15 protein-coding genes are annotated in these 17,321 nt (G+C 30.9%); all 15 read left to right on the top strand.

Annotation, left to right across the window (positions count from 1 at the left end):
• Position 1: 1 nt before the first annotated feature.
• A complete protein-coding gene (gene trpC / locus JBL43_RS06150; protein WP_198840594.1) occupies positions 2-787 on the top strand; it encodes an indole-3-glycerol phosphate synthase TrpC in 786 nt (261 codons plus the stop codon).
• A gap of 6 nt (positions 788-793) precedes the next feature.
• Positions 794-1,444, top strand: coding sequence for a phosphoribosylanthranilate isomerase (locus JBL43_RS06145; RefSeq protein ID WP_198840593.1), 651 nt, complete (start codon positions 794-796; stop codon positions 1,442-1,444).
• A gap of 50 nt (positions 1,445-1,494) precedes the next feature.
• Positions 1,495-2,676, top strand: a complete 1,182-nt coding sequence (trpB, locus tag JBL43_RS06140) for a tryptophan synthase subunit beta (protein WP_198840592.1) — start codon at positions 1,495-1,497, stop codon at positions 2,674-2,676.
• A 61-nt stretch (positions 2,677-2,737) separates the two neighbouring features.
• Positions 2,738-3,505, top strand: coding sequence for a tryptophan synthase subunit alpha (trpA, locus tag JBL43_RS06135; protein WP_198840591.1), 768 nt, complete (start codon positions 2,738-2,740; stop codon positions 3,503-3,505).
• An 84-nt stretch (positions 3,506-3,589) separates the two neighbouring features.
• Positions 3,590-4,030 carry a T9SS type A sorting domain-containing protein gene (locus JBL43_RS06130; RefSeq protein ID WP_198840590.1) on the top strand — a complete coding sequence of 147 codons (441 nt, stop codon included), beginning with the start codon at positions 3,590-3,592 and terminating at the stop codon, positions 4,028-4,030.
• Between the two features lie 83 nt (positions 4,031-4,113).
• On the top strand, positions 4,114-5,577 hold the full coding sequence (locus tag JBL43_RS06125; RefSeq protein WP_233098708.1) for a sensor histidine kinase: 1,464 nt from the start codon (positions 4,114-4,116) through the stop codon (positions 5,575-5,577).
• A 7-nt stretch (positions 5,578-5,584) separates the two neighbouring features.
• Positions 5,585-6,358, top strand: coding sequence for an enoyl-CoA hydratase/isomerase family protein (locus tag JBL43_RS06120; protein ID WP_198840589.1), 774 nt, complete (start codon positions 5,585-5,587; stop codon positions 6,356-6,358).
• A 21-nt stretch (positions 6,359-6,379) separates the two neighbouring features.
• The gene (locus JBL43_RS06115) at positions 6,380-8,122 is read left to right on the top strand and encodes a helix-turn-helix domain-containing protein (RefSeq protein WP_198840588.1); all 1,743 of its coding nucleotides are present in this window, start codon (positions 6,380-6,382) and stop codon (positions 8,120-8,122) included.
• Positions 8,122-9,864, top strand: a complete 1,743-nt coding sequence (locus JBL43_RS06110) for an AraC family transcriptional regulator (protein WP_198840587.1) — start codon at positions 8,122-8,124, stop codon at positions 9,862-9,864. The genes JBL43_RS06115 and JBL43_RS06110 overlap by 1 nt, the downstream gene beginning before the upstream one ends.
• Positions 9,865-9,990: 126 nt before the next feature.
• The gene (locus tag JBL43_RS06105) at positions 9,991-11,712 is read left to right on the top strand and encodes an AraC family transcriptional regulator (RefSeq protein WP_198840586.1); all 1,722 of its coding nucleotides are present in this window, start codon (positions 9,991-9,993) and stop codon (positions 11,710-11,712) included.
• Positions 11,713-11,958: 246 nt separating this feature from the next.
• Positions 11,959-12,780, top strand: a complete 822-nt coding sequence (locus tag JBL43_RS06100) for a carboxypeptidase-like regulatory domain-containing protein (protein ID WP_198840585.1) — start codon at positions 11,959-11,961, stop codon at positions 12,778-12,780.
• Positions 12,781-12,822: 42 nt separating this feature from the next.
• On the top strand, positions 12,823-13,212 hold the full coding sequence (locus tag JBL43_RS06095) for a hypothetical protein (protein WP_198840584.1): 390 nt from the start codon (positions 12,823-12,825) through the stop codon (positions 13,210-13,212).
• Positions 13,213-13,417: 205 nt separating this feature from the next.
• On the top strand, positions 13,418-13,672 hold the full coding sequence (locus JBL43_RS06090; protein ID WP_198840583.1) for a hypothetical protein: 255 nt from the start codon (positions 13,418-13,420) through the stop codon (positions 13,670-13,672).
• Between the two features lie 28 nt (positions 13,673-13,700).
• On the top strand, positions 13,701-16,340 hold the full coding sequence (locus JBL43_RS06085) for a S9 family peptidase (RefSeq protein WP_198840582.1): 2,640 nt from the start codon (positions 13,701-13,703) through the stop codon (positions 16,338-16,340).
• A gap of 108 nt (positions 16,341-16,448) precedes the next feature.
• Positions 16,449-17,309 (top strand): TraB/GumN family protein, encoded by an 861-nt coding sequence (locus JBL43_RS06080; RefSeq protein WP_198840581.1) that lies wholly within the window; start codon positions 16,449-16,451, stop codon positions 17,307-17,309.
• The last annotated feature ends 12 nt before the right edge of the window (positions 17,310-17,321 follow it).

The following is a 17,321-nucleotide window of genomic DNA, read 5'->3' as shown; positions in this document are numbered from 1 at the left end:
TATGACAATACTAGATAGAATAATTGCAGATAAATATATAGAGGTTAAACTTCGTAAAAGCGTGTTACCAATATCGCAATTGGAAAATTCGGTTTTATTTGAACGAGAAACGATTTCTTTAGCGAATAGGTTAAAGAACAGCAGCAGTGGAATTATTGCGGAACACAAAAGAAGGTCTCCTTCTAAATCAATTATAAATACCAGTTTAAATGTTTTTGACGTTGCCAAAGGTTATGAAGAGGCGGGTGTATGTGGGATGTCCGTTTTAACAGATGGTAAATATTTTGGAGGATCATTAGATGATTTATTAACCGCCAGAGCAAATTGTAATTTACCGTTGTTGCGTAAAGAATTCATTGTTGATGAATATCAGTTGTTAGAAGCAAAATCATACGGTGCAGATGTTATCTTACTTATTGCTGCAGTTTTATCACAAAAGGAAATAAAACACTTTTCTGAATTTGCTAAAAAATTGGGATTGGAAGTGCTGTTAGAAGTCCATAATGAAGAAGAATTACAGAAGTCTATCATGCCTAGTTTAGATATGTTGGGTGTAAATAATAGAAATTTAAAAACTTTTGAAGTTAGTTTAGAAAATAGTAAGAATTTAGCAGCCAAAATACCCAATGACTTTGTAAAAGTTTCTGAAAGTGGTATTAGTAGTATTGAGGCAATTAAGGAATTACAACCCTATGGCTATAAAGGTTTTTTAATTGGTGAAAACTTTATGAAAACAGATGATGCAGGTAAAAGTGCCAAGGAATTTATAGAATTATTGAATAAATAGAGCAAGATGAAACTCAAGGTTTGTGGAATGAAATATCATGATAATGTAATTGGCGTTGCTGACTTGCAACCTGATTATATGGGCTTTATATTTTATGATAAATCTCCACGAAATTTTGTAGGAAATATGCCAGAGATTCCAAAATCAATTCATAAAGTTGGCGTCTTTGTAAATGCTAGTTTAGAAGAGGTTATTGATAAAGTTAACAGATATGGTTTGCAAGCCGTGCAATTACATGGCGAAGAAACACCTGAATATTGTATCAAACTAAGGCATTCTTTTGCCCCTAAGCATCGGGGTATTTCAGGATTACATCCCGATATTATCAAAGTATTCTCGATAAAAGATGAATTTGATTTTAAGGTTTTACAGCCCTATGAAATGGTATGTGATTATTTTTTGTTTGATACAAAGGGAAAAAATCCAGGAGGTAATGGTTACACGTTTAACTGGAATGTTCTAGAAAATTATCCATCAACAAAACCCTATTTTTTAAGTGGAGGTATTGGATTAGAATCAAAAGATAAATTAGATATTTTCTTTAAAAGTAACGCTTCGAAATATTGTGAAGTTTTAGATATTAATAGTCGGTTTGAAATAGAGCCAGCATTAAAAGATATAGAACAATTAAAAGAATTTAAGAAAGGTCTTTTTTAAATAAGGAGATCTTGTGTTCGAGTGATTTTTCACTTACTAAATTATAAAAAATGAATTATAACGTCAATGAAAAAGGATACTATGGAGTGTTTGGAGGAGCATATATTCCTGAAATGCTTTATCCGAATGTAGAAGAATTACGCCAGAATTACTTGAAGGTTATGGCAGAACCTGATTTTCAAAAAGAATTTCAGCAATTGTTAAGAGATTATGTTGGTAGACCTTCACCTCTTTATTTTGCCAAACGATTGTCTGAAAAATATAACACTAAGATATATCTAAAACGTGAAGATTTAAACCATACAGGTGCTCATAAAATAAACAATACGGTTGGTCAGATTTTAATGGCTAAACGTTTAGGAAAAAGCAGAATTATTGCTGAAACAGGAGCGGGTCAACATGGTGTGGCAACAGCAACTGTATGTGCTTTAATGGGAATGGAATGTATTGTGTATATGGGTGAAATTGATATTGCTCGCCAGGCACCAAACGTTGCTAGAATGAAGATGTTAGGGGCAACTGTAATTCCGGCTTTATCAGGCAGTAGAACCTTAAAAGATGCTACTAATGAAGCTATTCGCGATTGGATTAACAATCCTGTAAACACGCACTATATTATAGGTTCTGCTATTGGTCCACATCCATATCCAGACATGGTTACACGGTTTCAATCTATAATTTCAGAAGAAATTAAATGGCAATTAAAAGAACATGAAGGTAGAGAAAATCCTGATTATGTTGTGGCATGTATTGGTGGCGGTAGTAATGCAGCAGGAACGTATTATCACTTTTTACATGAAGAAAGTGTAAAGATAATAGCTGTAGAAGCGGCGGGATTAGGAGTCGATTCAGGAGAAAGTGCTGCAACTTCTATATTGGGAAAAGAAGGAATTATACATGGGTGTAAAACATTATTAATGCAGACTAATGATGGTCAAATTACGGAGCCATATTCTATTTCTGCGGGATTAGATTATCCAGGGGTTGGACCAATGCACGCACATTTATGTAAAACAGGTCGAGCAGAATTTATGTCAGCGACAGATGATGAGGCCATGAAATCGGGATTAGAACTTAGTAAATTAGAAGGAATAATTCCAGCCATTGAAAGTTCACATGCATTAGCCATTTTTGAAAAGAAAAAGTTCAAGGAAGACGACATTGTAGTAGTAAGCTTATCTGGGCGTGGCGATAAAGATTTAGATACTTATATAAACTATTTTAAATTATAAAAATTTAAGATTAGACCTCACGGGTTTTAAAATCTGTGAGGTCTTAATATGCTACTTAAAGATGAATAGAATAAACCAAAAACTCGAGGAAAGTAAACGTTTACTTTCTATATATTTTACAGCTGGTTATCCAAATTTAAATGACACAGTTACTATCATTCAAAATCTTGAAAAATCAGGAGTTGATATGATAGAAATTGGATTGCCATTTAGTGATCCTTTGGCGGATGGACCTACAATACAAGCAAGTTCTACAAAAGCTTTACAGAATGGTATGACCAGTGAAGTATTGTTTGGGCAATTAAAAAACATAAGAGAAACGGTAAAAATACCTTTGATTATTATGGGGTATTTTAATCCTATTTTACAATTTGGTGTAGAAGAATTTTGTAAAAAATGCTCAGAAATTGGCATTGATGGATTAATAATACCAGATCTTCCAGTAGATGTCTATAATGATCAATATAAAGCTACTTTTGAAAAATATGGATTGGTGAACGTATTTTTAATTACACCTCAAACTTCTGATGAACGCATTCGCTTTATAGATTCTATATCTAATGGGTTTATTTATATGGTAAGTAGTGCTAGTGTTACTGGTAGTCAATCTGGTTTTGGAGAAGAGCAAACAAACTACTTCAAACGCATAGAAAAAATGAGCTTAGACAATCCACAAATTATTGGTTTTGGTATTTCTGATAACACCTCATTTACCCAAGCTACTGAGTATGCTAAAGGAGCAATTATCGGTTCGGCATTTATAAAACACGTTACAAGTTTTGGCATAAATGATGTTGATAAATTTGTTAGTAAGATACTAAAGGCATAATGATTTGCATATCAGTTGATTAATTTTTTTTATATATTTGCAAAACCCAAAATTGATTACATAACTCTAAATTAATAAAAAAGGATGGGCTTAAAACTTTTGATAGGTATACTACTTTTTATACCTACTTTACTTTTTGCAGCTACTAATTCTAACGACTTTGTTGGCAATAATTCTAAATCTTATATAAAGGTAAACGATACCGTTGGTACACCAGCAACAACTGTTGTAGAAAAAACGGAATTGCAAAAGAATAACGCGACTAAGGTTACAAATCTTGAAAAAAAAGCCGTAAGAATATTTCCAAATCCAGTTAAAGATGTACTTATTGTCGGGTCATTAAATGCTTCAAAAGATGCTGTGAATACCGTTCATATTTTTAATAATTTAGGTCAAGTAGTGTACGAAAATTCTTCAATGCCTGCTGAAAACAATCAAATTAAAATTAAAACCGAAAGCCTTAAACCTGGGGTGTATTATCTTAAAGTAAATAAAGGAAGCATTTCCAAATTTATTAAGATTTAAGAATTTCTTCGAAATCTCAATAGAATATTTAGTTATATTATTTTATATTTTTTAGGTATGATATTTGCTATCTTTACGCCTAGATGAAACTAAAAAAATTCTCTTTACGTACCCGTATCTTTTTAGCTATGATCCTATTGGTGGTTATAGCCTCTGTTTTAATTGCCTTGGTGGCGGTTTATCAATACCGTGAACAAACTAAAGATTATCACGAAGATCGTTTAGAACGTAAAGAAAATACCATAAAAACCACTATTGGTATTGAGTTAAAAAAGCATACTACTTTTCCAGTTACAGAAGAAAATTTATATAATATCTTTAAATATAAAGATAGAATCTATGATATTTCTGATATAAACCAACTCGATATTCTCATTTTTGATTTAAAAGGGAAGCTACAAATCAGTTCTTCATCGAGTTTTGCAAAAGACGATACTAATTATGACATTTCTCAGCGAGTGTTGAATGGATTAGCAGAAAGCTCAGATCATAGAGTAGTGGTTGAAGATCAGACACCGAGTGGGATAAAATATAAATCTGCCTATACCTACATTTATGATAGTAAATTTAAGCCTATTGGTATTTTACATATTCATTATTTAAAAGATAATACGTTTCAAAATGATGAACTTATAGAATTTTTAGGAAGATTATCTTACGTTTATTTTTTCATGTTATTAATTGCGATCACCATAGCCTATTTTGTATCCAAGTATATTTCTCAATCTATAGAAACAGTAAGTGATAAAATGGCGATGACGGTCTTAGGGAAAAGTAATGAAAAAATTCTATTAGACACGGCAAGTTTAGAAATTTACAACCTAGTTAACGCATATAATAAGATGGTTGATGAATTAGAAAATAGTGCGGCCAAATTAGCTAAAAGTCAGCGTGAACAGGCCTGGAGAGAAATGGCAAAACAAGTGGCACATGAAATTAAAAATCCGCTTACCCCAATGCGTTTAACAGTTCAAAGCTTTGAGCAGCGTTTTGATGCAAATGATCCAAATATAAAATCGAAAATAAACGAATTTAGTAAGTCTTTAATTCAACAAATTGATACAATGAGTTCTATCGCTTCTGCTTTTTCTAATTTTGCTGAAATGCCTAAGCAAAATAGTGAGAATTTAAATGTTGTAGAAGTGGTTAAATTGGCATTAGATATTTTTAATGAAGACTATATTCATTATTTTAATGAAGATAAAGAGTTAATTGCCAAATTAGACAAAACACAATTGATTCGCGTTATTACAAACCTCACAAAAAATGCTATTCAATCTATAGAAGATAAGGAAAATCCGAAAATTGAGGTACGTGTGGCACAGGATAACAATCAGATTGTTATTACCATTGCGGATAACGGGGTTGGAATTGAAGAGGAGTTTAAGGATAAAATTTTTGAACCTAAATTTACTACGAAATCGAGTGGAATGGGATTAGGATTAGCCATGGTAAAAAATATTGTGGAGGCTTATGATGGAAATATTACCTTTGTATCTGAATTAGGTATAGGTACCGTTTTTAAAATTACCATTCCAAAAAAATAAACTACTAATGAGTTACAACAATATTCTAATTGAGCAGGATCATAATATTACAACGATTACAATTAATCGTCCAAGTAAACTTAATGCCTTAAATAGAGAGACACTCTCAGAATTACACAATGCTTTCGTTGAAATTGAAGGAGATGGAACTACGCGGGTTATTATATTAACAGGAAGTGGAGAAAAAGCCTTTGTAGCTGGTGCAGATATTTCTGAATTTTCTGATTTTGAGGTAAAAGAAGGGACAGCTTTGGCCAAACAAGGTCAAAAGTTAGTTTTTGATTTTATTGAAAATCTTTCTATACCTGTAATAGCTGCAATTAATGGTTTTGCTTTAGGTGGAGGTTTAGAGTTAGCGATGGCCTGTCATTTTAGAATAGCTTCAGATAATGCCAAAATGGGATTGCCAGAAACGAGTTTGGGTGTTATTCCTGGTTATGGTGGTACACAACGTTTGCCTCAATTGGTAGGTAAAGGTAAAGCTATGGAAATGATTATGACAGCACGGATGATAAATGCAGATGAAGCTTTAAAAGTGGGATTGGTTAATTATGTGGTTACCCAAGAGGAATTACTACCATTAGCGGAAAATCTAGCTTCTAAAATAATTCAGAATTCTCCTTTAGCTATAAGTTCTGCGATAAAAGCGGTTAATGCCGGATTCAAAGATGGTATAAATGGTTATGATAAGGAGATAAAACAATTTGGTAAATGTTTTGGTACTGATGATTTTACAGAAGGTACCACTGCTTTTTTACAAAAAAGAAAAGCTGAATTTTAAATTTAATTGACCTATAATCTTTTGAAGTATTTCTACAATATAGTATTTTTATTATTCGTATCAACTTTTTTTAGTATAAGTGATAGTTATGCTCAAGATATTGAGGATAATAAGAAAGAATATGATAAGCTTAGAGATTCAATTGGAAAGTATTATAAGATAGATAAGAGACTGTCAATTGAATATGCAAAGAAAACAATTCCGCTTGCAACTGATGCTGAAGATACCCTCAAAATTATAATGGCATTGCATTTGATTGGTAGAGAAAGTCAGTTTATCAATGAATACCATCAATCTATATCATATTTTAAAAAAGAACTTGAATTACTCAGAAGTATTAATTTAAATGATGAGAAATATGAAGGTCTTCGCAACAGTCAATTTGTAGAAATAGAAGTTTTAGCACAATTGGGTCAAGATTATGAAGAACTTGGTCAAATTGAAAAAGCCTTTAAATTATATAATCAATGCGTTGATATTGCTAATAGAGAGAATTTGGAGTTTTATAAAGCGGTTATGCCTACAATTATTGGCAATTTATTTAATATTAAAGGTGATTATAAAAAGGCGTTGGAAAAACATAAGGAATCCTTTAGCCGTTTAAATAACTCACAAAATATTGATTTTCGAAGTAAAATTTTTAATATGGGTTCCGTAACCCTTAAATTAAGTGAAACCTATCTAAAATTGAACCAAAAGGATTCGGCCAATTGGATTTTAAAAAGAGGTTTAGTAGAAAAATTAGATACTATTGATGAAACCTTAAAAATAGAATTTATCTCTCAAGAAGGAAAAGTGTATTTAGCAAAAAAGGAATTTGCGAAGTCACTAGAATATTTTAAAAAGGCAAATGAATTATCTTATCAGTATGACTCGGTAAGTGGACCGTCTTATGTAAGTTTAGAATTAGGAGAATGTTACTTCAGCCTTAAAGAATATAACAAAGCTGTCGAAGTATTAGAAAGAGGTATTGACGTTAAAAAACTAAATACGAAGGAAATTTATTTAACCGAGGATTATAAATTATTAGCAAAAATATATAAAGCATCAGGCGAATTAGAAAAGTCTAACAAATATTACGAAAAGTATATTTTAAACCAAACAGCCTTAGAAAAAAGTAAAGATACGATCACTTCGTCTTTTCATACTCAAGAATTATCAAAAGTTGAAAACGAAAAATCTACTCAAAGAAATACGTTTTATTTATTTATGAGCATTGGGCTCGGTTTACTTTTACTTTTAATAGCTTATATATTATACCTGATCAAACAAAAGAAGAAAAACAAGGAAATGTTTAATGTTTTGTTGGCCAAATTTAACCAAGAAGAAAAGCCAACATTCGAAATCATAGACACCAAAGATAAAGTGTTGGAAGAAAAGGTTACAGCAGAGGTAAATGAAGAAACAACCTACCTTATATTGGCAGGCTTACAATCCTTAAAAGAACAAGAATACTTCTTAAGACAAGACTGCACTTCTTATACTGTTGCCAAAAAAATTAAGACCAATACGTCCTATCTTTCTAAGGTAATTAATTCTCATTTTGAGAAAAATTTTAATACCTATATAAATGATTTAAGAATTAACTATGCCATATTAAGATTGAAAAATGATAGTCGATTCCGTTCTTTTTCTGTGCAATCCATTGCTGAAGAAATCGGTTATAAAAGTGCGGATTCATTTGCCAGATACTTTAAATTAAGTACCGGATTAAACCCTTCATTTTACATTAAGCAACTCAATTCTTTAGGACAATCTAGCTAATGAAAAATTTTTACCAAATAGCACTTCTTTTATTCACATTAACCTTTTTTGGAGTAAATACTGCTCATACACAAGATCTTAAAGATAATAAAAAGGAATTTGATATTCTTATAGATTCAGTAACAAAATACTATAATAGTAATGTACGCTTGTCACTTAAATATGCAGAAAAGATATTAAAGTTAGTTACTGAAGATAAAGATACATCAAGAACTATTTATACATTACATCACTTAGGTAGGCAAAATCAATTTATTGGTGAATATAAAGAATCCATAAAATATTTTGAAAAGGAGTTAAATTTGATAAAGATAATAGATGTAGAAAGGTTCAAATATCGAAAGCTTAAATATGATGATGTTACTGAAATAGAGGTAATGGCTCAACTCGGTCAAAACTATAAAGAGTTAGGCCAATTTGAAAAAGCATTTGCCACTTATAACAAATGTATAGATATAGCTTATAAAGAAGATTTAGAGTTCTATAAAGATATTATGCCTACTCTAGTTGCCGATTTGCATTTTACAATGGGTAATTATAAAGAGGCTTTGGAAAAGCATAAAGAGTCCTTTAGAGCATTAGAGACAACTATAACTATTTCTGAGGCAACACGGGTTTATAATAGAGGAGAACAAACTGTAGCCATAAGCGAAACGTACTTAAAGTTAAATGAAAAAGATTCGGCTCTCTATATACTTGACGAAGGTTTAAGGGAAAAACTAGATACCTTAGATTTAAAAGCGAAAATTATTTTAACGGCACAAAGAGGAAATGTATATTTAGCTAAAAAAGAATATAATAAAGCAATAATAAGCTTGCTAGAAGCAGAGAAGTTGGCATATGAATATGATTCAGTTAGTGCACCTAAAGAAGTAAGTTTAGAGTTAGGGGAATCTTATTTTAATCTAAAAGAATATGATAAGGCCATAAAAATATTGGAAAATGGTATTAACGTAAAAAAGCAAAATTCTAAAGAAATTTACCTTACGGACGATTTTAAACTATTAGCAAAAATCTATAAAGTATCAGGTAATTTAGAAAAATCAAATGAGTATTACGAAAAGTACATTTTAAATCAAACGGCCTTAGAAAAAAGTAAAGATACTATAACATCTGCTTTTCATACCCAAGAAGTATCAAACTTAGAAAAAGAAAAATCTACTCAAAAGAATATGTTTTACTTGTACATGAGTATTGGGTTGGGATTGCTTGTGCTTCTTATGACTTTTATTATTTATCTAGTTAAAGAGAAAAAGAAAAATACAGAAAAGTTCAATGTATTGTTGGCTAAATTTAGTCAGCAAGAAAAACCAACATTTGAAATTATAGACACCAAAGATAAAGTGCTTGAAGAAAAGATTTCAGCAGAGGTAAATGAAGAAACAACTTACCTTATATTGGCAGGCTTACAATCCTTAAAAGAACAAGAATACTTTTTAAGACAAGATTGTAATTCATACAATGTGGCTAAAAAAATAAAAACAAATACATCTTATCTTTCTAAAGTAATAAACTCACATTTCGAGAAAAACTTTAATACCTATATTAATGACTTACGAATCAATTATGCGGTATTAAGATTGAAAAATGATAGTCGTTTTCGTTCTTTTTCTGTACAGTCTATTGCTGAAGAAATAGGTTATAAGAGTGCAGATTCTTTTTCAAAATACTTCAAATTAAGTACTGGTTTAAATCCTTCTTTTTATATTAAACAATTAAATTCTTTAGACGGAAATCAATAAGTGAAAATAGTTTTAAAATATCATTCTTATAATTTACCTTTGTTCTTTTAGTACTACTATCTTCTATACACAAGACATTCTAAATAATTTTAAAGAAATAACAAAGACTTAATAATTATAAACTACTTGAAATTTTCCTTAAACATAGTATTAATTCTAATTGTATTTATCTTTTTTAATTTAAGTAATGGGCATGCTCAAGATCTAAAAGATTATAAAAAGGAATATGAAATGTTGCAAGATTCTGTTTCAAAACACACGAGTTCTAATAAACGATTGGCAGTTGATTTTGAAAAAAGGCTATTACAACTTGTGGAAAAGAATAATGATACCACTGAAATGATAATTTTGTTGCATCGACTAGGTAGTAATAGCCAGGTGATTGCAGAATTTGAACAATCAATAGGGTATTTCCAAAAAGAACTTAGGTTAATAAGTAAATATGATATAAGCAGAGATAGTATAAAGTTTAAAGGATTTACAGAAATAGAAATTTTGGCACAATTAGGTCAAAATTATAAACTTCTGGGACAATATGATAAGGCATTTAAAACTTACGATAAATGTTTAAGAATTGCAGAAAGGGATAATTTAGAATTTTATAAAGCAGTGATGCCGGCAATTATTGCTGATTTAGATTTTACCGTTGGGGATTATAAAGAAGCTTTAATAAAAAATAAGAAATCATTTAGTGCTTTAAATAAAGTAACCGATATAGATAAAAATATTATAGTGCATAATAGGTCTAGTATTGCTCTGAAGCTTAGTGAAATTTATCTTAAATTAAATGAAAAAGATTCGGCCATTTGGATTTTAAATGATGATGTGCTAGAGCAATTAGATTCGATAGGTAGATTTGAAATGCGTGTTATTGCCCAGAGAGGTAAGATATATTTGAAAAAAGAAGAATTTCAGAAAGCTCTTGAAAATTTAAAAGAGGCTGAAAGTATGGCATACAAGTATGATTCCGTTTTAGCACCTGCAATAGTATATTATGATTTAGCAGAAACTTATTTTAAAATAAATGAAAATGAAAAAGCGATACATACATTGGAGGAAGGGATTGCAGTTGTTAAGCCTAGAGTTAAAGAAACTTCCCTAACTGAAGATTATAAATTACTGGCAAAAATCTATAAAGCATCAGGTAATTTAGAAAAATCAAATGTGTATTACGAAAAGTACATTTTAAATCAAACGGCCTTAGAAAAAAGTAAAGATACCATTACATCTGCTTTTCATACACAAGAAGTATCAAACTTAGAAAAAGAAAAATCTACTCAAAAGAATACGTTTTACTTATATATGAGTATTGGGTTGGGATTGCTTGTGCTTCTTATAACTTTTATTATTTATCTAATTAAAGAGAAAAAGAAAAATACAGAAAAGTTCAATGTATTGTTGGCTAAATTTAGTCAGCAAGAAAAACCAACATTTGAAATTATAGACACTAAAGATAAAGTGCTTGAAGAAAAGATTTCAGCAGAGGTAAATGAAGAAACAACTTACCTTATATTGGCAGGCTTACAATCCTTAAAAGAACAAGAATACTTTTTAAGACAAGATTGTAATTCATACAATGTGGCTAAAAAAATAAAAACAAATACATCTTATCTTTCTAAAGTAATAAACTCACATTTCGAGAAAAACTTTAATACCTATATTAATGACTTACGAATCAATTATGCGGTATTAAGATTGAAAAATGATAGTCGTTTTCGTTCTTTTTCTGTACAGTCTATTGCTGAAGAAATAGGTTACAAGAGTGCAGATTCTTTTTCAAAATACTTCAAATTACGTACAGGATTAAACCCTTCATTTTACATCAAAGAACTCAATTCACTTTCCTAGATAGCTCGTTTTTACACTTCTTTTACCCTAAATTTATAAATATAGGGTTGCCAAATGACGCGTTCGTTTGTTAAGTTAAAATTTAGTATAAGTCACAATTAATCAACCTGTTAAGTCTAAATGTTTATCCCCATTTTTCTAAAACTGGGGATGCTTTGCTTGTATGTCACTTTATTTAGAAGGTTATTTGCTTCAGAAATCAAACAACAATTAATAACTAGAAAATTTAATAGCATGACATTTAAAATGAAATTTACAACAAGCATCATCTTATTGATTAGCACAATGTCTCTTTTAGCACAAAATTTTGCAGAGGGAATCATAAAAGATATTGAAACAAACGAACCTATCCCTTATGTGAATATTGGTATTATCAATAAGAGCATTGGAACCGTTACTAATTTTGAAGGAAAGTTTCAATTTGAAACACAATCAAATATATCTAATGATACCATCAGACTCTCTTCTATTGGCTATAAATCGGAATCTATGATTTTTCGTGATTTTTTAAAGATGTTAAAGACTAATTCAGAGGTATTACTAATTCCTGATGTAACCGCATTAAACGAAGTTGTCATTACCGCTAAAAAACTGAAAGAAAAAGTAATTGGAAATAAATCGAAATCTAAAAGAATAAGACTCGGATTTACAGAAATTACACTTGGACAAGAAATTGGAACAAAAATTAGGATAAACAATAGTCCAACTTATATTAAAAGCTTTCACACCAATATTGCAGCGAATAGTAATGATACACTAAAATATCGTATCAATTTCTATAGCATAAAAGATGGACTTCCTTATGAGAAAATTGTAAATCAAAATATAATTTTTCCAATTGATGTAAAAGAGGGCGAATTTACACTGAACCTTGAAGCGTATAACATTATTGTGAAAGATGATATCTATTGTACACTTGAGTTGATAGAAGTTCCAAATCCTGAGGATGAACTGTTTTTTTCAGCGGCATTTTTAGGAAACAAAATGATTATTAGAAGTGTTAGTCAAGGTGATTGGGAGAAAGTAGGTGCCGTAGGTGTTGGGTTTAATTGTACTGTAAAATATTAGAAATAGAGTAGTTAAAAAGAGTAATCACTTAAAATAAAAAAAATGAAAAAATTAACTAAAACAGGTATTATTATCCTTGTATTAATTGCGGCGATTGTTTCCGTTTATGGATTTATTGATGGCTACCAAGATGCTAAAGACAGGTCAGAATTAATTAGCGAAGTACTCGAAGAGAATTGCAATTGTTCTGAGATCAACCAGATCATCTATGCGAAAGGATTACAATTTGGTAAAGAAGGTATGTCAACTGAAAAGGCAGAATATCAAATGATAGATTGTGATTATCAATCTTTTGAAGTCGAAGCGATACGTATTAATGATGTTTTAAATAAGAAGGTTAAAGGCTTTAAAGATTTTGATCTCTTAACCATAGAAATCAATAATAAAATAAATAGCGAAACACTTACCATTAAAAATGGTGTAATTCAATAATTAATCTAAAAACCCTATAAAATGATACTAGTAGTAATAGATGCAATCATCAAAATAATAGAAGCCGTAATCTTATAAAAGAACTAATTATGAAAGAAAATTGTAAAAAAACAGATAAATATCAGAAACTAAAATTTGTAGCCGGAATCTTAATTGGAGCTGCAGTATATGTCTTCGTTGAGCTTTACCTATAACAGAATCAAAAATGAAAAAACAACAAATAAACAAATTACTGTTCTCGATTTTAATTATATTACTGGCTTCAGTAGATGGTTACAGTCAGAATACTGTTAGTCCAGAAATAAAACAAACAGTTATCAGAAATGGAGTAGGCCTAGGTAGCGTAATTGCGGTAACAGTATCTTGGGAGCGAAATAAATCCATTCTGTGGGCCATTTTACATGGTGTATTTAGCTGGATCTATGTAATTTATTATGCAATTAGTCAAACAACAAAATAAAAAAAATACTAACTTTAAATTTTTAAAAATGAAAAAACAAATCTTATTAATGCTGACACTATTTACATTGCTAATTCCTAAAGTAAATGCACAACAAAATGATATACCTATAATTGATCGTGATATCTTTTTTGGAAATCCTGAAATATCTGGTGGGCAACTGAGCCCTGATGGACAGTGGATTTCTTTCTTAAAAGAATACAACGGAATCATGAATATTTGGGTGAAAAAATTTGATCAACCTTTTGATGCCGCGAAGCCGTTAACTAACAATGAAAGGCCACTTGGAGGTTATTCATGGACTTACGATGGTTCAAAGATCCTATTTGTAAAAGATAATAAGGGCGACGAGAACTATAATATTTATGCTGTAAATCCGAATGATGAAGCTGATGCGGCAACAGGTGTTCCTAATTCAAAAAACCTAACACCTATGAAAGATGTTACGGTACAAATTTATCAAGCGAGCAGAAAAAACCCGAATGAACTTATGGTGGGTATTAATGATAGAGATAAAGCTTGGCATGATTTGTATAAATTAGATATCAGTACAGGTAAATTAGATTTATTATATGAAAATAACAATAGAATAACGAGTTGGAACTTTGATTGGGATGAAAACCCACGATTAGCTTATAGAACTAATGAAGCTGGTCATTCTGAAATTCATCGAATAGATGGCGATAATAAATTTACAAAGATTTATGAAACGAATCTTCAAGAAAGTGCTTATGTAGCAGGTTGGAACAAAGACAATACTAAAATGTATTTGGTTTCTAACAAAGGTGATGTTAACTTTTCAACACTTTACACTATGGATCCTCTAACCAAGAACATTGAAAAAATGGAGAGTGACCCTAAAAACAAAGTAGATTTTGGCGGAATGTTTGTTGATGATAATACACGTGAAATTATATATACATCGTACACATACGATAAAAGAGAACGTGTTTGGAAAGATAAGAAGTGGGAAAAAATGTTTAAATTTTTGGAAAAGAAATTTAAAGGAAAAGAAATAGGTTTCGCTAGTTTTACTAAAGACTATAAACAAATGTTGATTTCAATAAGTAGTGATAATTCAGCTTCTGATACCTATTATTTTAATTGGGATACAAAAGAATTGATTCATCAGTATACACCAAGACCTCTTTTAAAAGAAGTAGAACAGCATTTAGCTAAAATGGAACCTGTTTCTTATAAAAGTAGTGACGGATTAGAGATTCCTGGTTATTTAACTGTACCAGTAGGCGTAGCAAAGAAGAATTTACCGCTTGTCGTTTTAGTACATGGTGGTCCAAAAGGACCAAGAGATTATTGGGGATATAATCCTTATGCTCAAATATTAGCGAATAGAGGATATGCCGTATTACAACCCAATTTTAGAGCGAGTGGTGGTTACGGAAAAGCATTCTTAAATGCAGGAGATAGAGAATGGGGTAAAAAAATGCAAGATGATATTACGTGGGGTGTAAAGCATTTTATTGCTAATGGTGTTGCTGATAAAGATAGAGTAGCCATAATGGGTGGTAGTTACGGTGGTTATGCAACCTTAGCAGGTTTAGCATTTACACCAGATGTTTACACTTGTGGTGTTGATATTGTAGGGCCAAGTAATTTATTTACATTGCTAGAATCAATCCCTGCATATTGGGAATCTTTTAGAAAAAGTTTGTATGAAATGACAGGAGACCCTGAAACTGAAGAAGGTAAAAAACTAATTACAGAAGCGAGTCCGTTATTTAGTGCCGATAAAATTACCAAACCATTATTAATTATTCAAGGAGCAAACGATCCAAGAGTAAAACAAGCAGAAAGTGACCAGATTGTGGTTTCTATGCGTGATTCTGGTAAGGATGTTGAATATATTTTAGCAGATGATGAAGGTCATGGATTTAGAAAGCCAAATAACAATATGGCGATGTGGATGTCTATAGAAAAATTTCTAGCCAAACATTTAGGTGGTCGTTATCAAAAAGATGGATCCGAGGAAGTGATAAAACGTCTTGGCGAAATTACTCAAGATGTTTCTAAAGTAGTGTATAATAAAACAGAAAAAGTTGAGGTGCCATCTGCCTTACCTGTATTAAGTGATGATTTAAAAGCGTCAACAATTCAATACGACGTTATGGTTGAAGTTCAAGGACAGAACATACCTATGGAATTAACACGCGAAATTAAGAAAGAAGGAAAGCAATGGATTATTAAAGATGCTTCAACATCTGCCATGGGTGATAGTGAAGATGTACTGTATTTAGAAGATATGAAGCCAGTAAAGCGAGTAATGATGCAAGGTGGGCAAACCATAGAGATAAATTATTCTGAAAATAGCATTGCGTTAACTATGATGGGTAAAACGAAAGACTTACCATTTGAAGGTGCTTATTTAACGAATGGCCCTGGATATGATTTCTTAGTAGCTCGTTTACCGTTGGCAGAAGGATATAAAACTTCTTTTTATACTTTCGATGCGATGACTCAAAAATTGAATATTATGAAGTTAGTCGTTTTAAGTAAGGAAAATAAACAATGGAAAGTTGCTATCTCTAATGCAGAAAATGAGAAAGAAGTAACTACAATGTTGATTGACGTAGATAAAAAAGTAGCAAGTCAAATGGAACAGGTTGTGCCTGCCATGGGTAATGCAAAAGTTACTACTAAAATAAAATAGATTACACAGATTTAGGAGTGGGATTTCCATATTGGATTTCCCACTTTTTAATTATAGTTACATTGCAACATAAAATTATGTACTTTTAACACATACAAAAACGCTAATATGAAAAAACAAACAGTAATACTATTTACATTATTATGCCTGCTAACCGTGGCAATTCAAGCTCAAGAAAAAAGTAGTCTGTTGTGGAAAATAGAAGGTAAGGGTATTCAAACTTCCTATATTTTTGGTACCATACATATGATGCCTCAAAAAGATTTTTCTATGCCTCAGAAGGTAAAAGATGCCTTTGAAGGTTCAGATGAAATTTATTTGGAGTTGGATATGGATAGTCCTGAAATGATGCAGGAAATGATGAAAGAAATGATGATTGAAGAACAAGATCTATTGTCTAATCATGTTGATTCTACAGAGTACAAAATATTGGACGCTTATTTAAAAGAAAATGTAGGTTTAGGCTTTGCTCAATTTAATAAATTTAAACCGTTGTATATGTCATCTACCATAATGTCTTCATTTATGGGTAAGCAAGTAGCAAGTTACGAAATGACATTTATTGGTATGGCTAAAGAAGCTAAAAAAGAATTAAAAGGGTTGGAAACGGTAAATGATCAAATGTCAGTTTTTGATAGTATCCCTTATGAGGATCAATTAGATGAATTAGTTGAAATGTTAGATGATCCTGAGGAGACAAAAGAACTTTACGGAAAAATGGTAGCAAAATACAAGTCAGAAAATATAGATTCTTTGTACAATTTTACGTTGAAATCTTTTGATAACGATGAAAAAATGATTGATGCTTTATTGCTGAATAGAAATAAGAATTGGGTGAAAAAAATACCTGAAATTTCTAAGGAGAAAAAAGTGATTTATGCTGTAGGAGCCGGACATTTAGGTGGTGAAAAAGGAGTTATACAATTATTAAAAGAAGAAGGGTATACCGTAACACCTGTATTAGACTAAAACATTGAATTT

Source organism: Aureibaculum flavum (assembly GCF_016406085.1).
Classification (GTDB): Bacteria; Bacteroidota; Bacteroidia; order Flavobacteriales; family Flavobacteriaceae; genus Aureibaculum; species Aureibaculum flavum.
The sequence above is the reverse complement of the archived record's forward strand: the minus strand, read 5'-3'. Positions and strand labels throughout refer to the sequence as shown.